This is a genomic window from Peribacillus sp. FSL E2-0159 (genome assembly GCF_038643155.1).
Lineage (GTDB): Bacteria > Bacillota > Bacilli > Bacillales > DSM-1321 > Peribacillus > Peribacillus simplex.
Map to the genome: position 1 here is coordinate 389,032 of NZ_CP152053.1, position 21,708 is coordinate 410,739.

Sequence of the window (21,708 nt, forward strand, 5' to 3'; positions counted from 1 at the left end):
TAATAAAGGAGAAATAACAATGACATCGATTATTATCCCAGAGATTGAAGAAGGCATTGAAAAAATCCTTCTTATGCAATGGTATAAACAGCCAGGCGATTATATTACGGTGGGCGAAAGCTTAGCCAAATTCAGCTGTGAGGGCATCGAATTTGACCTCTTTTCAGAAAAAGAAGGTACCCTTAAAGAATTGCATGTAGCGGAGGACACTATAGTCAAGATTGGTGATCTGATATGTTATTTGGATTCTGGTGAAGCTCTTTCAGGAGAATTATTAAAAGAAGTTGAAAAACAAGAAATAATAGAAGATAAAGAGCCCCTTGAGAACGTAACAAGTTTAGCTGAAAAAAATAACATAGACAGTTCTATTTACTTAATGAATAAGAACGAGGAGCAGGCTCTATTCTCACCTGATTCCCAAACCGTTCCGGTCTCTGCCATTTCAATGACTTATAAAGAAGTGAGATCTTTAATCAGCCATTTATATCAGAGTGCAGAAGAAACCTTTTTTAAGGATGAAGCGGGCTTCTTTCAAGACATTAAAAAGATGCTCCGTTCCAGATGGGTTTACATGAATAACGGAAATGTTATATATGATCACAACATTGCAGCTTTATTTCCTTATAGAAAATACTATGAATTAATGGACGAAGATTTTGACTACAAAAAGCATCTGGACGTTTCCGGTTTTATAGGTGATGCCATGACAAGGGAAGAAGCTGCCAAAAGTTTCAATACAACCGATCACCCTGTATATAAGAAAATAATAGCTTTAGAGGATTACTCCACGAGTAAAAATCCTTCCATTTCAAGGATATTTGCCAATCAAACGACGAACTCTTCTAAATCAATAGCTTTTAAATTCAACGGGTACGACATTCAAAATTTCGATGTAGTAAATCAAAAAACCAATTTGCTAGGAAAAGGATTTTTCGTTCCTGTTTTCCGTTTAAATGGGGAAAATGCCTTTGAAATCAATGATCAAATGGCTCTCCATCTCTGGCTGGAAAACCGGTTAGTACCAAGTGGATTAAGTGCAGAACGCCAGAAGGAGTATGACTATTTGCTGGCATTGTATCAATTAAAGGGTTTAGATCATGAAAATTTTCTAAAAGAATTGCCATCAATCGCTATTGATTCCAAGACGTTTTATGAAAAGCTTTTAAACTCTGAAAAAGTAAGAGCTGATATTGATACATATGATGAAAAGATGTTAACAGATCCAAACCGAGGACATTGGGATTTATGGCCTGTCCACTCTGATGAAAAGCCTTTAACGATAAAACTGAACGAAGAAATAATGGCCAGAAACCCTAAAATGGATATTAGGGAGGACGGCATAGTTGGCATTGATTTTGGAACGAAAAGTACAGTGGTCGTTCATCAAGAAGAAAGTGATTTTACCCTTCCCATGCGTATTGGGGTTGGCTACCTTAACACGGAAGTACAAGACTGGCATTATGAAAATCCAACTGTGATTGAATTTATTGATTTAGAACATTTCCTGGAGCTATATCAAGAAAAAGAAGGAAGACCAGATACAAGGTGGCAGGATGTGACGGTTTCCCACAATGCCCTTAACAACTTGATGAATGGAAAGAGTGACCATTATTATTCCATATTGAATAATCTAAAGCAGTGGGCTGGAGAAAAGAAAAACGAACTCCGATTAAAAGACAAGAGGGGATATGCCGTTGTACTGCGTTCCTTTCTGGACTTAACCGATCAGGAAATCAACCCAATTGAGTTATATGCCTACTACCTCGGTTTGTATATCAATAACCAGAACAATGGAATTTACCTGGATTACACCTTATCTTTCCCGGTGACGTATGAAAAAGAGGTAAGAGAAAAAATTCTAAAGTGTTTTGAGCGTGGGTTGAAAAAGTCGCTTCCTATGCCGATTCAGCAGGATGAAGAATTAATGAAAAAGTTTCGTGTCACCGCTGGGGCGAGTGAACCTGCTGCCTATGCCGTTTGTGCCTTACAGGAATACGGTTTTGAACCGGAAGAAGATGAAAAAACGTACTACGGTGTGTTTGATTTTGGTGGAGGAACGACAGATTTTGATTTTGGTATTTGGCGTGAAGCGGGCTTGAAAGAAAGCAGATATGATTATGTCATTGAGCATTTTGCAGCGGGCGGGGACCGTTATTTAGGCGGAGAGAACATGCTAGAGCTTTTGGCGTTTCAAGTGTTTAAAAACAATCAAAGAACAATGCGTGAGCTAAATATTCCTTTTACTCTCCCAGCAGAATGTGTGAAATTTCCCGGAAGTGAAACGCTGATTAATGAGTCACAAGAATCCAAGTTAAATACGAAACAATTGGTAGAAAAATTAAGGCCACTTTGGGAAAGACATGAACGGTATGAAGAACAGTTTGGAAAAGGCATGATTCGGACAGACTTGTTTGACAAAACGGGCCACGCAAAACTCAATGTGGAACTTTTGATCGATCAAGATGAAATGGAACAACTGATTGAGGAAAGAATTGAAAAAGGCATTAAAAATTTCTTTGAGTCATTAAGGCGCGCTTTTGCCTGGTCAGAACCCGGCAAAATTAATAAAGTAAATATACTGCTTGCGGGTAATTCAAGTAAATCCCCGGTCGTTATGAATCTATTTAATAAATGGATTGAAAGGGAAGTACAGAACACTCAAAACTGGGGAGAAGTGTCTGATAAACTTTTTGAGATTCTTCCACCACTAGGGACAGAAGGCGCTTATTTAAAGCAAGAAGAGAGAAACAGAGTGGTTAACCGCGATATTTTAACAGCTCCTACGGGAAAAACAGGCGTTGCTTTTGGACTTGTACAAAGCAGAAAAGGCGGAAGTATAAAAGTTATTGACCGCGATATGGTGAATGGTGAATCAAAGTTCAAGTATTTTCTTGGCATCGGGAGAAAAGGGAAATTAAAAACAGTGATAGATCAAGAAGAAGAATATAACATATGGCATCTTTTCATTGATGCGTCAGAAGAAGATTTTGAAATTTATTACACAAGCCTGCCGGAAGCTAGTACCAACCAGCTTGATATTAAGCAGGCACAGAGGAAAAAGCTTCGAATTGCGCATGCAGATGATTCAGCTTTTGTTTATATTCGAACCATAAGCCCGACTGTTATTGAATATGTTGTTGCAGACGAAGACTCGATTTTAAATGGGGTTTATTTAAGTGAAATTACAAAAGTGGAATTAAGCTGATCTTTCGCTTGAAAAATTTAGGAAGACATGTTAAACGAAAAATATTTTCATAAACACACAACAGATAGTGCGCGAAGACGATAACACCACGTAATAAATTTAGGATATGAATAAATAAAGAAGCTATTTGAGTGTATTAAATGGTAGATGTACCCAACTGGTTTATCGGTTAAGGTTTTATCTAAAAAGGGCCGTGAGTGAAAACAACTCACTTTAAAGTTAAAGGTCTCCCACAGTATACTGTGGGAGACCTTTTCATGCTCATCGTATTTGTATTCCCATGTTCGCCGTTTAATAGCTTCCCGTGGTACTTTATAATGTTTAAGAAAAATTTTTCACTTTCAACATTTAATGCTAGAAGCTCAATGTGTTTATCCTGAGGGTTCACTTCTTTGATCCTCCTGATGTTCCATAATCATTAATAGTTAATTTTACATCGTAGTTGATCTGAGTTTCACTAAATGTTTGGTCCCAATCCTTTTTGACCTTATTCCATACTTTGGGGTGCTCAATTCTCAATCGATTTCCGAAGCCAGCAACGTCCACTTGGTATTCTTTTTGCATTTTTTCTATTACATTCCCCACCAAGCGTTTCACTTCTTTTTCAGATGATTTTTCTGCTTTTTTGAGAAATTCATTTTTAAAAGTATTTCCCGAAACCACCCAATTTTCAGACAGTCTACCCACTGATTCAATGTTTACATCAAAAGAGATGTTGTTTCCTGTAACTCGAGGTATGATAATGCTTTTCATGGACTCTATTTCATACACAATCAGCTGACCGGTTTCTTTATAAAAGCTTTTCACTACACCGCCTTTCCCCTTACCTGTAATCCATGTTACGCCCTCCAGTTCTTCCTCATTCAAAGTACCAGCCATTTTGTGTGTCTTTCCATCGATCACGGCAGCTCCGGCAAATTTGACTTGCCCATCCGCTGATAGAACTTTTTGCAATAGAAAACTAGATCCTGATTTGATTTTGCTTTCTACTTTAATATGCGACATGGGAGGTAAAATCCTCGCTGTTCGATATGCATTTTCTACAATGCCAGCCAGACGAAACGCCGGAATTTCTCCTGCTTTCTTTGTTTCCAGTGTCTTGCTTGCTCTTCCTTTACTTATGAACACAAGACAGCTTGGTCTAACTTCACTTTCTCGAAAGTTTTGATCAAGTAATTGTTCCAATCTATACGATTTTGCAAGATCTTCGCCGATAACAACCACTTTCATATGGTGAGCGGTTACGGGTTGTTCACTTCTCAATGATATTTCACGAACCATTTGATGGAACGAATCTCCAGTTTCAGAAACGTTAACATAAGATTTTTGTTGTGGTCCTGATTGTTTCGTTGTTGAACTTGCTACTTGTGGAGTGATAAATTGATAGGTTGCAGTAATCAGGTCCTTTTTTGAATAACCATCCCCTTGTTCGTTTAACTTTTTCTCGATGGAGGACTTCTTGCCTTTATCGAATGCCAAACCTATACCTAAACTTTGCTCTTCGATTTCATGACTGCTCCAACATCCTGTAAGGAATAAGAACAAAAGAACGGAGAGGGAAATGAAGAGAGGACGTATATTGCTATGCGATTGTTTCATATTTCCCTCCCTTAATCCTTGAGATGATAAGCAGGAGAAGCGGGAGTAAACCAAATAATAACAAGGCGATATTGCCGACGAAATCTCCTTGTTTAAATAGGTCATTGATATTTCTCGGTATCATGGCAATGATGTAGAGAATTGGGAGCAAGCCAAACATAAATGGGTGAATGCTCTTTTTCGTAAGTTGAGCTAGCCCTAAAGCGGCTGCAAAGTATGTGATGGTAAATGTGGCGAATATTTGCATAATCCAAACCACGAGCAATAAAGATTCAAACCGCTCAAAGATCAAACCGGAGATTTCAAAACTCCGTATAAGGTCAAGTGTCGGCCATGTTCTCAGGACCACTCCATCAACAGATAATGCCCCGATAACCATTACGACCGTTATCACATAAAAAATCAATGGAATGGAAACTCCTACAAGCAGGGCTTTTACTGCTTTTTTTGGCTGATTCATAAACGGAAGAAGCAGTAGCATGATTTCAGGCCCTGAAAAAGCGAGAGCGGTTGTTTTTACTCCTTTTAGTACAGGGATGACTCCGTCTCCTAATACAGGACGCAGATTATCGATCTCAAATATTTTAAAGCTCATAAAGGTAACAGCCAAAAAAAGGATAACTGTCAAAGGTAATATAATCTCAAATAGACGGGCGATCGGGTTAATGCCACCGATGATCAGATAAAGACCTACCCACATGAAAATCATGGTAATTGCCCAAGTAGGGGTACCTTCAAGAAGTAAATACCTTACTACCTCCGCCATTGAACGGAGCTGAAACCCGGAAGTCATAAGAAAATAGCAGATTACAACCAAACTGAGTAACCTACCCACCCATTTTCCAACAATATCATTGATGTATTGATAAAAGGTTTTTTCGGGAAACTGTTGGCTTAATTTGACCATGATCACCCCCGCGATTATCGCTATAACTCCGCCAAAAATAACGCTTATCCATACATCTGGTGTATGTACCCTCTCTGTAGATGATCTGGGTAGGGTGAGTAATCCTGTGCCAAGTATGAAGTTGATGACAATGACAGCTGCTTGAGGAGTTGTGATTTTGTCTTTCGGACTGAGAATCATTCTTTAACCACCCTTTCACCGATAGATTATCCTTTACGCATGGGGTTTTTTGTATGCAACATCTTTGGACGGCTTTTCATCATCATAAGTGGCATGCGAACCATCAGGTCTTTCCACTCACTTAAGCGATAAGGAACGGCTGGACTCAAATAAGGCACACCAAAGCTTTTTAATTTCACTAAATGACTGGTCATTAAAAGAAAAAAGAGAATGACCCCATACAATCCAAATGTGGCAGCACAAATCATAGCTGGAAAACGCAAAATCCGTAATGTAATCCCAATACTATAGTGCGGAATAGAAAATGATGAAATAGCAGTTAACGCTACTACAATCACCAAAACAGGGCTAACAATCCCTGCCTGTACAGCAGCTTCTCCAATGATTAAACCGCCGACAATGCCCATTGCGGGACCGATTGGCTTAGGTAAGCGCAGTCCTGCTTCCCTTAATATCTCGATGGATATTTCCATGAATAAAGCTTCGATAAGTGCCGGAAACGGAACCCCGGACCTGGTTCCTATAATGGAGATGGCCAGTTTGGTCGGAATCAACCCTGAATGAAATGAGATGAAAGCAATATACAAAGACGGTGTAAAAAGAGCCAGAATAGCCGCGAGGTAACGAAGCATACGGATGAATGTACCAGGAATCCACCTTTCATAATAATCCTCCGGTGATTGTAACATCATGCTTAATGTTACTGGAACGATCAAAGCGAAGGGCGTCCCATCTAATAAGATGGCCACTCGACCTTCCATTAAAGCAGCGATCACGCGATCCGGACGCTCTGTATTCTGTACTTGCGGAAAAGGACTAAGGTAATTATCTTCGATAAGTTGCTCTACATAACCTGATTCAGGAACATTATCAATATCGATCTTCTTAATTCGGTTTTCTACCTCTTGAACTAATTCGGGATCAACAATATCTTTTATGTAAGCGACAACCAAGTCTTTTTTTGAACGCTTTCCTACTTGGAATTTTATTAATGATAAATTCTCAATTTCACCACTACCCCTTAAAAAAGATGTATTATCGCTCAATGATTCAGTGAAACCGACCCGTGGGCCTCTGACTAATGCCTCTGATACCGGTTCTTCAATCGTCCTTGTTTTAAGTTTTGTAGTTCCAAGGATCAGCGCATCCAATGATCCATCAATTAAAAGAGCGGTAGAACCTGTGAGTACTTTAGATGCTAATTCTTTAATGGAACGAACTGCTTCTATTTCACTAATGGCTAACACTTCATTTTTTATAAATTCTTTTGAAATGCTTCCTTTGAGGTAGGGAAGGTACTGGTTATATTCTGCTGAAAAATCAACCATCAATGAAGGCATAATATGCTTATCAATGAGATCTTTATCCGATAGTCCATCCGCAAAAATGATAACTGACCGTATACCGGTACGCCCTAGATTAAATTCCCGAAAATGCACATCCCAATTATGGCCAATTTCTTGCTTAACACAATCAAGATTAGAATTAAAATTATCTGTAAACTGACACGTTGCATCTTGGGAGGTAGTTGCTTCTTGTTTGTCCTTATCGGCACCTTTTCCTTTTTTACCAAACTTTGTTATCCACTCTTTCATCATCATCACTCATCCTTTGAGGTACGAAGCCTATTAAACAATTTGCTGATTGAATACGGTATAAAAAACACAATAAAAGCTTGTATAAAAACCTGCCATTCTGGAAGGTAGGAAACAATCGTTTTCCACATTTTCATCACCCTATACTTGCCTCAGATAGCAGCAGAATTATGTAAAATTCCTTTATTTCTAAAATAGTATTAATATCTTCTTCGTTTCTTATGCAATGAAGTTAAAAGCCACTAGCGTATTTGCATCAATTTATACTTCGCAATAGCTATGCGGAAAAAGTGATTTTGAATATAGTAGAGGAGAGAAAGAAGAGAAATCGATATCTGGGATTTATCCGAATGATTATAGTGAGATTTAATAAACATGAATCGTGGACAATTGATTGAGATGTTTAGTGAGGCTTTAGAAAGAAAAAAATAGAGGGTGTTTTTTTATCGGTGCTTTTACTGGGTATCTTAATTAACGATGAAATGAGGGAATTATTTTTATAATTGGCTTTTCCTCTTTGAAATGGAGAAGACTTATGCTCAAGATATTGAAATGTAATTTTAAAAATATAAATAACAAATTGAAATGATTTTCGAAATCATATATACTGAAAATTGAGAATTATTGTTAAATATTATCCACTTTTGGGGAATATTAGCATTTATCAACTTGAGAATTAGATATCCTAATCACAACCAGGGACGGAATAGGATACACGATTAGCGCTTTATAGGATTGTGAAGCCCGGAGAAAAAAGAATGGAATGAATGAGAATATTATCTATCGGTATTGGTCAAAAGGTAAAGTTGTTCCTTAGTTTTTAAAGTGCGATTTTAAAGGGGTGGAAAATGATGAATATATGGACAAGCTTCACACTAAGTTCAATTCTGGCACTTTCCCTACTAGCGCCATCCGTGTCTTTTGCTAATGAAAATCTAAATAAGGAAGCCGCCAGTCAGTATCCAATATTAAAGAAAGCAAAAAATCCAGAAGAAGCGGGCTTTTCGTCTGAAAAGCTGGAAAAGGTGGATCAGCTTATTGAAATGGAAGTGGCTGCCGGTTTCCCTGGTGCTGCCCTGATTGTCATAAAGGACGGGAAGATCGTTAAAAATGAAAGCTACGGGTACAAACAGAAATATAATGAACATACACCTCTTAAGAAGTTTCAGAAAATGGAAACTGACACGTTATTTGACCTTGCTTCAAACACTAAGATGTATGCAACCAATTTTGCTATTCAGAAATTGGTAAGTGAAGGCAAGCTGAATATCCAGGCAAGAGTTCAGCAATACATACCCGAATTCAAAGACACGGAGGAAGATGTGATCAAAGGAAAGGACAATCTGAGGATTATTGATGTTCTTCATCATACTGCAGGGTTTAGACCTGATCCGCAATACCATAATCCAAAGGTTTCTAAAGAACTTTATTCCCAGGAACGGGATAAGACCATCGAGTTCATTTCCAAAACACCGCTCACATATGTACCTGGAACACAGAATGTATACAGTGATGTCGATTATATGCTGCTTGGCGCCATTGTTGAAGAAATAACGGGTCAGCAGCTTGACAGCTATGTTGAAAATGAATTGTACAAGCCGCTTGGGTTGAAAAATACAAAGTTCAATCCTCTTCAAAAGGGCTTTAAACCAAATGATTTTGCTGCAACGGAATTGCTTGGTAACACCCGGGATGGCGTGATAGATTTCCCTAACATTCGCACATACACACTTCAAGGGGAAGTACATGATGAAAAAGCCTTTTATTCGATGGGAGGCGTTTCAGGGCATGCCGGTCTTTTCTCCAATACGAAAGATATGGCTGTCCTTCTGCAGGTTATGCTGAATGGCGGGGGATACGGTAAACATAAGTTGTTTGATCAAGGAACCATTGATGAATTCGTGGCGCCTTCCGAGATGAATCCTACCTATGGACTTGGATGGAGACGAAATGGCGATGCTAGCATGGAGTGGATGTTCAGTCCTTATGCGAGCGACAGTGCTTACGGTCATACTGGATGGACTGGGACAGTCACGATCATTGATCCCGAAATAGATTTAGGGATTGTTTTACTTACAAATAAAAAGCACTCTCCGCTCGTTAACCCTGTAGCCAATTCCAATCAGTTTTTCGGAGACCTCTTCAAAACAGGAAGCTATGGAAGTGTTGTAACTGCGATTTATGAAGCATTGGAAACGAATGAATAATTGTATATCTCCATAAAGTGAAAGGCCTCCCATTTGTGTCGGGAAAGGGCAGGTGACTCCTGCGAGACTATTATTGGTAGGCATAGAATTAATGCAGCATTCGGTGTAGGTCTGGATTTCATGAAGGCATTAATCTGGATATCCGGGACGATCTGGGGGACGAATTGGACTTTTGTCTGGGCGTTATTACCGTGGTTGGTCGTATTGATACCTTTAGCGATTTATAAATCCAAAGTATTGGATGTTTTGCGCTTAGGTGACTCGATTGCCATTGGAGTTGGTGTGCAGATAGAAAAGGAACGCAGGCTTTTATTGCTGATTTCAGTCGCATTGGCAGGTGTATGCGTTTCTGTGGGCGGAGGCATTACGTTTTTAGGCCTGATTGCACCGCATATAGCCAGGAGATTAGTGAGGGCAAGGCATGCAAAACTACTTCCACTGACTGCAATCTTAGGTTCATTATTGCTGTTATCTGCCGATACTTTAGGAAGAGTCATCATGGCCCCAATGGAATTGCCAGTGGGGATTATCGTTTCGATTTTAGGAGCGCCGTATTTTATCTACTTACTCGTGAAAAACATTTGATATATATGGAGAAGTATAGAAAAATTCCAGAAAAAAAGCCCATTTTCCAGGACGTTTATGAGAATGGGCTTTTTTGCATATGGGTGATTTTTAAAGGATATTAATGAGAGCTGTACGGTAGAAAGCAGGATTGGGGTGTTATAAATTATCCCCTAAAAGAAATTTTTAAAAAAATATGTTGACCGAATAGCTTGTATCCGCTTACAATAATATTTAGTTATTAGTGTATTTAGAAAATTGTAAAAGAGGTACTTGCATGACAAAGGAATTCGACAGAAGAATCGGGCGCCATGCAATCATGTACGCGTTTGCGGACGAAGAGGAAGAAGTCATATTGACGAATGATCTAAAGCGGATGGATTGGCTTTATGGAAAAGGTAAAGTCGGTTCAATGGAGCTGCAGAAAATAGTTGCGGCCATTGAGACATCAGCGAAAAGACTTGGATTAGTCAATCCCGATATGTATCGTGAAATGCATGCGCTGTATCATGCGATCATCGAAGCACTCCAAGGTGTGACACGCGGCCAAGTCGAGCTTGGTGGCCTTTTGAGGACTGCGGGCCTTCGGTTTGCAATCGTTCGGGGCAGGCCGTTTAAAAACGGGGACGAAGGTGAGTGGATTGCTGTCGCCGTGTATGGAACGATTGGAGCACCGGTTCGGGGATTTGAACATGAAGCCGTTGGCTTGGGAATTAACCACATTTAAATAATTAAAAGCCTATAGTTATTTTAGTGAAATAGGGGGCTGTATTGAAAGACTGGATAAGTCTGTCAATATGGCCTCCTTTTGTGTGTTTAAAAAAAGAATAGGGGTGTAGGAAATGATTATGTTAACGGGTCAAACTTTAACGATTGAAGAAGCGAAAAAAGTATTGTATGGAGAGGCATTTGTCACGGCTTCTGCTGAGAGTGTTAAGAAAGTTGAGAAAAGCCGGGAAGCGGTTGAAAATATCGTGAAACAAAAGAAGGTCATCTATGGTATCACAACAGGTTTTGGAAAGTTCAGCGATGTATTGATTGATGCAGAGGACGCAGAGCAGCTACAGTGGAATTTGATTCATTCCCATGCATGCGGAGTCGGGGAACCATTTCCAGAGGTGGTTTCGAGAGCTATGGTCCTTCTCCGTGCCAATGCACTATTAAAAGGGTTTTCAGGCGTCCGTCCTGTCGTCATTGAACGTTTGATCGATCTATTGAATGCTCATATCCACCCGGTCATCCCTCAGCAAGGTTCTCTTGGGGCAAGTGGGGACTTGGCGCCGCTTTCACATTTGGCGTTAGTATTGATGGGAGAAGGGGAAGTGTTTTATAAAGGAGAGCGAATGGAAGCCATCGTAGCTTTATCGAAGGAAGGCATTCTTCCAGTGACACTTAAAGCAAAAGAAGGTCTTGCATTAATTAACGGAACACAGGCCATGACGGGGATGGGCCTCGTAAATTACATTGAAGCTGAACAGCTGGCCCATCAAACTGAAGCGATTGCTTCACTGACTTTAGAGGGATTACGCGGCATTGAAGATGCCTTTGATCCGGATGTGCATCTAGCACGCGGTTACCGCCAGCAAACAGAGGTCGCGGAACGGATTAGCCGCATGATCAGCGGAAGCCAGCTTATCACCAAGCAAGGAGAACTGCGGGTACAGGATGCTTATTCGCTCCGCTGCATCCCGCAAGTGCATGGGGCATCATGGCAAACTCTTGATTATGTAAAAGAAAAATTAGAAATCGAAATGAATGCTGCGACAGATAATCCGCTTATTTTTGACGATGGGGAAAAGGTTATTTCAGGGGGGAACTTCCATGGCCAGCCAATTGCATTTGCGATGGACTTCATGAAAATCGCCGTTGCTGAGCTTGCGAACATTTCAGAGCGCCGCATTGAGCGACTCGTCAATCCTCAGCTGAATGATTTACCGCCATTCTTAAGTCCTTCACCTGGCTTGCAGTCGGGAGCGATGATCATGCAATATTGTGCAGCTTCACTCGTCTCTGAGAATAAAACACTCGCACATCCAGCAAGTGTTGATTCCATTCCATCTTCAGCAAACCAGGAAGATCATGTAAGCATGGGAACGATTGGGTCCCGACACGCCCATCAAATCATTCAGAACGTTCGCCGCGTTTTGGCGATTGAGCTCATTTGTGCCTTACAGGCGGTGGAATACCGTGGAATAGAAAAGATGGCTCCGTTTACAAAAGAGTTTTATACGGAAGCAAGAAAGCTCATTCCAAGCATTACCCAAGATCGTATCTTTTCAAAAGATATCGAAGCAACGGCAAGCTGGTTACATCAAATCGATTGGAATTCATTTATTCATAGGAGTTTACCTACAACATAATATGAAGTGCGGAATATCCGAATAAACGTTAGGCTTATAGCCCATTGACTTGGGTTTTAAGCCTAACATCGTTATGTAAATGCTACTAGATCCCAGAATCCAAAAAAGGTCTAAGCAGAGAAAATGACCTTGAAATAGTAATAAATACAGGAAATGACTATTGATGGAATGATCGAATTTACCTATTCGTCTAGATTAAATATGCATTTTTGGAGGGGAATCTAATTTGGAAAATCGGCAATTGCAACCACCTGTCATAAATGAACAAAACCAGCCGTCAAATACGTTACAAAGAAAGCTAAAAGCGCGCCATCTTACGATGATTTCGCTGGGCGGTGCAATTGGAACAGGGCTGTTCCTCGGAAGCGGACCGGCCATTCACTCTGCAGGGCCTGGCGGTGCTTTGGTCGCTTACGCCGTAATTGGTATAATGGTTTATTTTATTATGACAAGCCTCGGAGAACTGGCCTCATTCATGCCAGTCAGCGGAGCTTTCAGTACCTATGCTACGCGCTTCATCGACCCGGCATTAGGGTTTGCGCTTGGTTGGAACTATTGGTTCACTTGGGCGATGACTCTTGCCGCGGAACTATCTGCCGCAACGATGGTAATGAAGTTTTGGTTTCCGAACAGTCCTTCATTTTTATGGAGTTCTTTGTTCTTAGTATTGATATTCTTATTGAATTACGTATCTGTTAAAGGGTATGGAGAAGGGGAATATTGGTTCTCCCTCATTAAAGTGGCAACCATCATCATTTTTATCGTTGTCGGAATATTGATGATATTCGGGATCATGAACGGAGAGGCAATCGGTTTTAAAAACTTCACAGTTGGTGACGCTCCGTTTGCCGGTGGTTTTTTGGCAACATTGGGTATTTTCATTGCTGCTGGATTTTCTTTTCAAGGTACTGAAATAGTCGGTGTGGCAGCGGGTGAAAGTGAAAACCCGGCCAAAAATGTACCTCGTGCAGTTCGCAGTATCTTTTGGAGAATCTTCCTTTTTTACATCCTAGCCATACTTGTAATTGGATTGATCGTTCCTTATACGAATGGCAGTCTGCAAGGACACACGATCATGGTCAGCCCGTTTACGATGGTGTTTGAAAAAGTGGGACTGGCATTTGCTGCATCCGTGATGAACGCCATCATTTTGACGGCCGTATTATCCGCTGGTAATTCAAGTCTTTACGTGACAAGCCGAATGTTGTACTCAATGGCACAAGAAGGGCTGGCACCGCGTATTTTTGGGAAGCTTAACAAGCGCGGCATTCCCATTTGGGGACTGGTTATCACTTCACTTGTAGGGATGTTGGCCTTTTTTGCCTCTATCTTTGGTGATGGAGTTATTTATATTTGGCTTATGAATGCGGTTGGAGTCACTGGATTTATATTTTGGCTGGGTATAGCGGCAAGCCATTACAGATTTAGAAAAGCTTATATTGCTCAAGGGTATTCACTGGACGATCTTCCCTATAAGTCAAAATGGTTTCCTTTCGGACCGATATTTTCCTTTGCTCTTTGTTTTTTCGTTTTATTGGCGCAAAACTATCAGGCCTTTATTGGCGATGACATTAACTGGGCTGGTGTGTTCGCTGCCTATCTTGGCATCCCATTCTTTCTGGTAATGTGGCTAGGTTATAAGTTCATTAAGAAAACAAAAGTAATTCCGCTAGAGGAATGCCAAATTGATTTTGATGAACATAGGAATGCCAATTAGTATGTATCGATAATATGCATAAACCTTGAAATGAAATAGTTGTTTCAAGGTTTTTTTTTGTATATGTGACACATTTCCATGTATGTCTGGAAAAAACATAACCAATAAAAAAAGTATGAAATTCCAATTTTGCCAGATCCGGAACCGCTTAAATTTACCCGTTATTTAGGACTGAAAACCGCTTTTTCCTTTTTTTGGATCATTTAGGGATTTAAAAAAAATGAAAAAAATTTGTGGCGGATGATGGGCGTTTATGATTATAGGAAGCCAAAGTGTTGGTATATCAACGTTTTTAGAGTCTTCCGGAACCTTTAGAATCGATGGGGTAAATGGGCTTTTTAGGCAAGAATTCCGTCCCACATCATTTGAACTTATATTCATTCTTTGTTAAGGTAATGAAGTACTTTAGGGGAACAGGTTCAGTCAGTGTGCTTGGACTGAACAAAACTCTAAAATAAAAAACCATTATATTTCAGTTGATATATGCTGTGCCTGTTAGTTTCCTCAGTTGTATTGCACCTCTTTTCCCTGCAAAGCTCAAATTACACATTGGGAATCCCATAATCATATTTCTATGCGTTTTGGTGTTATACTGCACTGCAAGTATCATTCCACCTGGTTAAGGAAATGAAGTACTTTAGAGGGTAGTCGTAAGTCCACCATCTGGACAAAACTCTAAGTGGAAATCGTTAATATTACAGTTGGTATATGTTGTGCCTGCTAGTTTCCTCAGTTGTGATTGCACCTCTTTTTTCCTACTTGAAATGCTCAATTTATCACACATAATATAATCCAAGTAAAGAATTACTTCTTGGGAATAATAAATATAGATTATTTTTTTATGCACGTTATGCCCTGAGCCACTGAATAAGTGTCACTTCCGCTTTTTTTTGAAGGAAAAGTAATGGGGTAGAATAGCTTTGTTAATTTCGGTTATTTAAAGATACTTGTGCATTAATAATCATCACTCGCATAAAATGGGGGAATTCAGCAAAACTGAATATCATATGGGCAACTATTAGAATGAGGTGACTTGATGAAGCCGTATGTAGAAGTCAGAAATGTCTCGAAAATTTTTGGCAAATCTCCAAAAGCAGCAACAGACTTATTGAAGCAAGGCAAATCGAAAAAAGAAATCTTGAAAGAAACGGGACAAACGGTCGGAGTGAATAATGTTAATTTCGAGATTTATCCCGGCGAGATTTTTGTCATCATGGGCCTATCAGGAAGCGGGAAATCCACTTTGATCCGCATGTTCAATCGTTTGATCGACCCCACTTTGGGTGAAATCTTAATTGATGATGAAGATATCGTGAAGATGAACGCTGCCAGGTTAAGGGAAGTCAGACAAAAGAAAATAAGCATGGTATTTCAGAACTTTGCTTTATTTCCGCATAAAACGATATTGGAAAACGCTGAATTTGGGCTCGAAATTCAAAAAGTGGATCCAGTAAAACGTCATGAAAATGCTATGAAGGCTCTTGAGGCCGTTGGATTGAAAGGCTACGAAAATCAGCTGCCATCACAGCTTAGCGGTGGAATGCAGCAAAGGGTTGGGTTAGCCCGTGCACTAGCAAGTGATACGGATATCCTATTGATGGATGAAGCCTTCAGTGCCCTTGATCCATTGATTCGTAAGGATATGCAGGATGAACTGATTCAAATCCAAGATCAGTACAAAAAAACGATCATTTTCATTACCCATGATCTTGATGAAGCATTAAGAATCGGGGATAGAATTGCCCTTATGAAAGATGGAAGTGTAATTCAATTGGGAACCCCTGAACAAATCATGATGAATCCAGCCAATGAATTCGTCGAGAAGTTTGTGGAAGATGTTGATCTATCAAAAGTATTGACAGCATCTCACGTGATGATACGCCCAGAGAAGATCGCGGTGGACAGAGGTCCGAGGGTTGCCTTGGAAATCATGCGTAAACAAGGGTATTCCAGCATTTTTGTTGTGGATAGAAAGCAGAAGTTATTGGGGGCCGTGACTGCTGAACAGGCTCGTCAGGCAATGAGCAATAACCAATCGATTTCTGAAGTGATGTCAACTGATATCCCGACTGTAAAAGAGGATGAATTACTTGGAAACCTCATGGATGTGATGGCAACTTCGAGCTTGCCAATCTCAGTCATCGATGATCAGAAAAGAATTAAAGGAATTCTTCTTCGCGGTGCCGTTATCGGTGCTTTGGCAGGAAATAAAGATTCCTTGAATGAAATGGAGAGTGAATAATTCAATGAATATGCCGAAAATCCCACTAGGAGCATGGGTCGATTCTTTAGTGGATTGGATAACTATTGTATTTGCTGGATTATTTACATTTATAACAAATGTAATCGAGGGTCTATTGAATATCCTGGTCGATGTAATGAGTGCAGGACCTTCAATCGTTTTAATTATAGTCCTGACCCTTCTGGTTACCTATACAAGCAGATGGCCATTGGGAATATTTACATTCGTCAGCTTACTATTGATCGATAATCTTGGTTATTGGGAATCAAGCATCCAAACACTGGCGATCGTTATTTTGTCAGGAGTCTTAACGATAGTGATCGGGATACCGATTGGAATATGGTGTGCCCAAAATAACACGGTGCGTAAGATCGTTACCCCGATCTTGGACTTCATGCAAACGATGCCCGCATTCGTTTATTTGATTCCTTCGATCTTATTCTTTGGAATAGGGGTAGTACCGGGGATTATTGCGTCATTCATTTTCGCTATCGCACCGACAATCCGAATGACCAATCTTGGGATTCAGGAAGTGCCTAATGATTTGATCGAGGCATCGGATGCTTTTGGTTCAACCACCAGCCAAAAGCTATTCAAGGTACAAATACCATTGGCTACTCCAACTATTATGGCAGGAGTCAACCAAAGTATCATGTTGGCACTATCCATGGTTGTTACAGCCTCATTGGTTGGAGCACCCGGACTTGGGGCGGATGTCTACCGGGCTGTCAGCCAAATAAATGTGGGGCAAGGATTTGAAGCAGGATTATCCATCGTAATCATTGCAATCATTCTCGATCGTATCACGCAAAATCTTCGTAAACCAGCATACGAAAATCTCGTTAGCAGGAAAATCATTTTTATAATATTGGCTTTACTTGTTGTGGGTACTGCATTATTCGGTATTTTTACAAAAGAAAAAGCTGTAAACGGGGATGAAAACAGTCTTGCTGCCAAAGCCAATTATGAAATCATCGGAATTGAACCTGGAGCAGGAATAATGAAGTTGACTAAAACGGCTATAGATGATTATAAGCTGGATGATTGGAAAGTGGTTGAAGGGTCATCGGCAGCGATGGTTGCAGAATTGAAAAAAGCAATTGATAAAAAAGAACCAATCGTCGTTACAGGATGGTCACCGCATTGGATGTTCTCGAAATATGACTTGAAATATCTCGAAGACCCGAATGAATCCTTCGGTAAGGCTGAAAATATTAATTCGATTGCCAGAAAAGGCCTCGAACAAGATGCCCCCGGCGCTTATAAAATTCTTGATCAATTCTTCTGGGATACTAAAGATATGGAAGATGTAATGGTCAAAGTTACTGAAGGTATGTCTCCTTCAGAAGCAGCAGAAAAATGGATAAAGGAAAATCAGGACAAAGTATCCGAATGGACCAAAGGTGCTGAATCAGGAAATGGTGAAAAAATCAAACTGGTTTATGTTGCTTGGGACACTGAAATTGCCAGTACAAATGTGATTGGCAAGGTACTGGAGCAGAATGGCTATGATGTAACATTGAGTCAGGTTGAAGTGGGGCCAATGTTTGCTGGTGTAGCAAACGGAAGTGCGGACGCAATGGTGGCTGCATGGCTCCCAGGAACACATCTTGAATACTATAATAAGTATAAAGCTGATATGGTTGACCTTGGACCCAACTTAAAAGGAACAAAGCTTGGTCTGGTCGTACCGGATTACGTCGATGTTGATTCGATTGAAGACTTAAAATAAGAAAAACGAGGCAATTTTGTATTATCCCCTACAGGTAGACTGAGGAAAAAGAGAGCATGATAAAAATGTTCTTAACAGTTTAACCTGGGAGGGGATTTTTCTATGGCAAAAAAGGGCCAAAGAATTAATATGAGAAGTCAATCGTTTGATGTTGGATGAGGGTTAGTCATATCGTCAGCTTCGTGAGCGATTTGGTTTAAAGCACGACAGTATACATCCAGTTTTAAATTCTATAATACCAGTAACGTTAAATCGCCTAAATAAATTGAGGGCGATTTTTTTCTTTCATCAGAAGTAACACATTACCATTGTTTATGATCCTATTTCAGATAAACGAAGCCGGAAATAAAAATTCTTGTTAACCGATATGTTAAAGAACCATTTTATACAAGTTGATTTTATTACAGGTGCAAAAATAGTTCCTATTCCTAAGAAGGCTTCAAGCCTGATGAGAAAGTCTTTTTAATAAGAATGGTAGCAAAATTGAGAATTTATAAAGTGTGGGGTGTGTAAACCAAGCCGTTTTACAGGAGAAATAAGTTGGCATGTTTTTTGCTGTATAAAATGGTGAGTAAAAGTTGGTAGCCATTTACATCCTAATCATTCATGCTGAAGCATTTAGATTGGTGAGCCACTTTATAAAATGGAAATGAGGTGCTTAGAATGGCAAAGATGAAGAATGAAACACAATACAAAATTTTGATTGTAGGAGGTGGCAGTGCCGGAATTACGGTCGCAGCTCGTCTCTTGCGGGAATCACGCACTCTGAGCGGAAAGATTGCCATCATTGAACCTGCGACGAAACATTATTATCAGCCATTATGGACGCTTGTAGGAGCTGGCGAAGCTGACAAAATCGTGACACAAAGGGAGGAAGCATCCGTTATTCCGAACGGAGCCGTGTGGGTACAGGATGCGGTTACCACATTTCAGCCAGATGAAAACGTTGTTGTAACAGCATCCGGAAAGAAACTGCACTACGAATATCTAGTTGTCGCTGCAGGGATTCAAATTAACTGGCATGAAATCAAAGGTTTAAAAGAGAGTATTGGAAAGAATGGGGTATGTAGTAATTACTCTTATGATTATGTTGATAGCACTTGGGAGGCGATCAGAAACTTCAAGGGGGGGACTTCCATTTTTACAAATCCGAACACGCCGGTAAAATGCGGTGGAGCTCCTCAAAAAATTATGTATTTGGCAGAAGACTATTTCAGAAAATCAGGAGTTCGCCAGCAATCTGAGGTTATTTTTGTTTCAGGGAACCCATCCATATTCAATGTGAAAAAATATGAACAGGCACTAAATAAAATAATTGAACGAAAAGAAATCACGACATGTTTTATGCATCATCTAATTGAAATTGATGGTGACAAGAAACGAGCGACATTTGAAAACCTTAACACAAAAGAGCGCGTGAATATGCATTATGACATGATACATGTGGTACCGCCGATGAGCCCCCCTGATTTTATCAAGAATAGTTCCCTCGCAGCTAGTAATGGTTGGCTGAATGTAGATAAATATACGCTGCAGCATGAACACTTTGACAATATATTTGGCATAGGGGATTGCACAAACTTGCCTACGTCAAAAACAGGGGCTGCAATTCGGAAACAAGCGCCCGTGCTTGTGCAAAATTTACTTCATCGGATGCGTGCCAAACAAATGGTTCATAAATATGACGGCTATACATCATGTCCACTTGTTACTGGATACGGGCGGCTAATACTGGCTGAATTCAATTATGATTTACAGCCACAAGAAACCTTTCCTATCGATCAATCCCGTGAGAGGTTCAGTATGTATGTATTGAAGAAAAACTTGCTTCCCATTATGTATTGGAACGGGATGCTTAAAGGTATGATGTAATAACATTTCTGATAGCCATAACAAAACAAAAATAAGCAAGTCCCTTAAAAGGAGGATGATTTATGCTACTCAAGTATTTTTATGATGAGAAACTGGCTCAAGCTTCATATCTTGTGGGATGTCAAGCTACTGGCGAAGCGATCATTGTTGATCCGTCACGTAATATTGAATCTTACTTAAAAACGGCAAGAACACATGGCATGCAGATTGTGGGTGCAACGGAAACACACATCCACGCAGACTATTTGTCTGGTTCACAAGAGCTGGCTTCAAGGCTTGGGGCCACATTGTATTTGTCTGATGAAGGAGGGGCGGACTGGAAATATGAGTACGCAACTGGGTATGAACACTGCTTTCTAAGAAATGGAGATATCTTTGCCATTGGTAATATCAATTTTGAGGTGGTACATACACCAGGACACACACCTGAACATATATCACTGCTTATAACAGATGGGGGTGCATCTACCAAGGATCCACTCGGCATATTTACTGGGGATTTTGTATTTGTCGGTGATGTGGGGCGTCCCGACTTATTAGAAAAAGCCGCAGGGGTGCACGGGTCTTCGGAAAAAATGGCACGCATGATGTATCGGTCTTTACAGCAGTTTAAAAACCTTCCTGACTATCTGCAAGTATGGCCGGGGCATGGAGCGGGCAGTGCTTGTGGAAAAGCGCTAGGTGCAATCCCGTCATCAACTATCGGCTATGAAAAACGGACAAATTGGGCACTGCAATATAATAATGAGGATCGCTTTATAGAAGCGCTGTTGGCTGGACAGCCGGAGGCACCCCCTTATTTTTCAATGATGAAGCGGTTGAATAAAGAGGGATCGCAGCAAATTCGAAGTATAGCAGCACCACTTACAATGGAGGATTCAATAGATATTGTGCAGGAATGGACGGAACAGGGAATTGTCTTAGATACGCGTCCAGCCTGTGAATTTGCCACCAAGCATATACGAGGCGTAATTAATATCCCATATAACAAATCATTTGTAACGTGGGCGGGATGGCTCTTGGATTATGACTTGCCAATATACCTTCTAGCAAGCGATGCAGATGTTGCAGATATTGTAAAAGATCTCCAGTCCATTGGATTGGATCGCGTTATTGCAACAATGGAACCATATATCATTGAGCACGCTGGCGAATCTGATTCACGTGTTATGAAATATGAAGAATTGACTATGGATAAGATAGATGACGCAATTCAAACAGAAAGCATATATGTGCTTGATGTCCGAAGCATGGGCGAATGGAAGGAAGGCCATATTCCACAGGCTAATCATGTCATGCTTGGTCATTTACAAGAACAAGCACATAAACTTCCACATGATAAACCAATTTTGGTTTATTGCAAAACAGGAGGAAGATCAGCCATCGCTGCAAGCCTTTTACAAGTTCATGGTTTTAAAGAAGTACAAAGCCTTGTAGGCGGTTATGAGGAATGGAGAAAACAGAAGAAGTTGTAACCCACCGCAGATCTTAATGAAAATCTCTTAATTTTATCATCCATGCGAAAATA

Annotated in this window: 12 protein-coding genes and 1 pseudogene; 10 read left to right on the plus strand and 3 right to left on the minus strand. The window is 40.2% G+C overall.

Annotated features, from left to right (window positions below; translation table 11 throughout):
• Positions 1-19: 19 nt before the first annotated feature.
• Complete coding sequence (locus tag NYE63_RS02080) at positions 20-3,205, plus strand: biotin/lipoyl-containing protein (RefSeq protein WP_342603892.1); 3,186 nt, start codon at positions 20-22, stop codon at positions 3,203-3,205.
• Positions 3,206-3,589: 384 nt separating this feature from the next.
• On the opposite strand, the gene NYE63_RS02085 is transcribed toward NYE63_RS02080, so the two are convergent.
• From NYE63_RS02085 to NYE63_RS02095, 3 genes are read right to left on the minus strand one after another with little or no spacing between them, the layout of a single operon-like run.
• Entirely contained in the window at positions 3,590-4,804 is a 1,215-nt protein-coding gene (locus tag NYE63_RS02085; protein ID WP_342603893.1) for a Ger(x)C family spore germination protein, read from the minus strand.
• Positions 4,788-5,891 (minus strand): spore germination protein, encoded by a 1,104-nt coding sequence (locus tag NYE63_RS02090; protein WP_342603894.1) that lies wholly within the window; start codon positions 5,889-5,891, stop codon positions 4,788-4,790. Before NYE63_RS02090 ends, NYE63_RS02085 begins: the two co-directional genes overlap by 17 nt.
• A 26-nt stretch (positions 5,892-5,917) precedes the next feature.
• Positions 5,918-7,492, minus strand: a complete 1,575-nt coding sequence (locus NYE63_RS02095; RefSeq protein ID WP_342603895.1) for a spore germination protein — start codon at positions 7,490-7,492, stop codon at positions 5,918-5,920.
• An 845-nt stretch (positions 7,493-8,337) separates the two neighbouring features.
• Between NYE63_RS02095 and pbp4b the strand changes: the two genes are divergently transcribed.
• The 9 genes and pseudogenes from pbp4b (at position 8,338) to NYE63_RS02140 (ending at position 21,655) form a co-directional block, all read left to right on the plus strand.
• Complete coding sequence (gene pbp4b / locus NYE63_RS02100; RefSeq protein ID WP_342605662.1) at positions 8,338-9,693, plus strand: penicillin binding protein PBP4B; 1,356 nt, start codon at positions 8,338-8,340, stop codon at positions 9,691-9,693.
• A 52-nt stretch (positions 9,694-9,745) separates the two neighbouring features.
• Positions 9,746-10,278 (plus strand): annotated as a pseudogene (locus NYE63_RS02105) (iron chelate uptake ABC transporter family permease subunit); the annotation flags it as partial.
• Positions 10,279-10,534: 256 nt separating this feature from the next.
• On the plus strand, positions 10,535-10,984 hold the full coding sequence (gene hutP, locus NYE63_RS02110) for a hut operon transcriptional regulator HutP (protein ID WP_207439498.1): 450 nt from the start codon (positions 10,535-10,537) through the stop codon (positions 10,982-10,984).
• A 115-nt stretch (positions 10,985-11,099) separates the two neighbouring features.
• A complete protein-coding gene (hutH, locus tag NYE63_RS02115) occupies positions 11,100-12,617 on the plus strand; it encodes a histidine ammonia-lyase (protein WP_342603896.1) in 1,518 nt (505 codons plus the stop codon).
• 319 nt (positions 12,618-12,936) lie between these two features.
• Positions 12,937-14,334 (plus strand): amino acid permease, encoded by a 1,398-nt coding sequence (locus NYE63_RS02120; RefSeq protein WP_342605663.1) that lies wholly within the window; start codon positions 12,937-12,939, stop codon positions 14,332-14,334.
• Between the two features lie 1,036 nt (positions 14,335-15,370).
• Positions 15,371-16,576 (plus strand): glycine betaine/L-proline ABC transporter ATP-binding protein, encoded by a 1,206-nt coding sequence (locus tag NYE63_RS02125; RefSeq protein WP_342603897.1) that lies wholly within the window; start codon positions 15,371-15,373, stop codon positions 16,574-16,576.
• Positions 16,577-16,580: 4 nt separating this feature from the next.
• Entirely contained in the window at positions 16,581-18,308 is a 1,728-nt protein-coding gene (locus NYE63_RS02130; RefSeq protein WP_342603898.1) for a glycine betaine ABC transporter substrate-binding protein, read from the plus strand.
• A 672-nt stretch (positions 18,309-18,980) separates the two neighbouring features.
• Positions 18,981-20,180, plus strand: a complete 1,200-nt coding sequence (locus NYE63_RS02135) for an FAD/NAD(P)-binding oxidoreductase (RefSeq protein WP_342605664.1) — start codon at positions 18,981-18,983, stop codon at positions 20,178-20,180.
• A 62-nt stretch (positions 20,181-20,242) separates the two neighbouring features.
• On the plus strand, positions 20,243-21,655 hold the full coding sequence (locus tag NYE63_RS02140) for an MBL fold metallo-hydrolase (RefSeq protein ID WP_342603899.1): 1,413 nt from the start codon (positions 20,243-20,245) through the stop codon (positions 21,653-21,655).
• Positions 21,656-21,708: the final 53 nt, after the last annotated feature.

What these genes read in the sequence shown, in the direction of transcription:
- hutH (WP_342603896.1), top strand. Translation starts at nt 11,100, where the DNA reads ATGATTATGTTAACGGGTCAAACTTTAACGATTGAAGAAGCGAAAAAA.
- NYE63_RS02130 (WP_342603898.1), top strand. Translation starts at nt 16,581, where the DNA reads ATGAATATGCCGAAAATCCCACTAGGAGCATGGGTCGATTCTTTAGTG.
- pbp4b (WP_342605662.1), top strand. Translation starts at nt 8,338, where the DNA reads ATGAATATATGGACAAGCTTCACACTAAGTTCAATTCTGGCACTTTCC.
- NYE63_RS02095 (WP_342603895.1), bottom strand. Translation starts at nt 7,492, where the DNA reads ATGATGATGAAAGAGTGGATAACAAAGTTTGGTAAAAAAGGAAAAGGT.
- NYE63_RS02135 (WP_342605664.1), top strand. Translation starts at nt 18,981, where the DNA reads ATGAAGAATGAAACACAATACAAAATTTTGATTGTAGGAGGTGGCAGT.
- NYE63_RS02125 (WP_342603897.1), top strand. Translation starts at nt 15,371, where the DNA reads ATGAAGCCGTATGTAGAAGTCAGAAATGTCTCGAAAATTTTTGGCAAA.
- hutP (WP_207439498.1), top strand. Translation starts at nt 10,535, where the DNA reads ATGACAAAGGAATTCGACAGAAGAATCGGGCGCCATGCAATCATGTAC.
- NYE63_RS02120 (WP_342605663.1), top strand. Translation starts at nt 12,937, where the DNA reads ATGATTTCGCTGGGCGGTGCAATTGGAACAGGGCTGTTCCTCGGAAGC.
- NYE63_RS02080 (WP_342603892.1), top strand. Translation starts at nt 20, where the DNA reads ATGACATCGATTATTATCCCAGAGATTGAAGAAGGCATTGAAAAAATC.
- NYE63_RS02085 (WP_342603893.1), bottom strand. Translation starts at nt 4,804, where the DNA reads ATGAAACAATCGCATAGCAATATACGTCCTCTCTTCATTTCCCTCTCC.
- NYE63_RS02140 (WP_342603899.1), top strand. Translation starts at nt 20,243, where the DNA reads ATGCTACTCAAGTATTTTTATGATGAGAAACTGGCTCAAGCTTCATAT.
- NYE63_RS02090 (WP_342603894.1), bottom strand. Translation starts at nt 5,891, where the DNA reads ATGATTCTCAGTCCGAAAGACAAAATCACAACTCCTCAAGCAGCTGTC.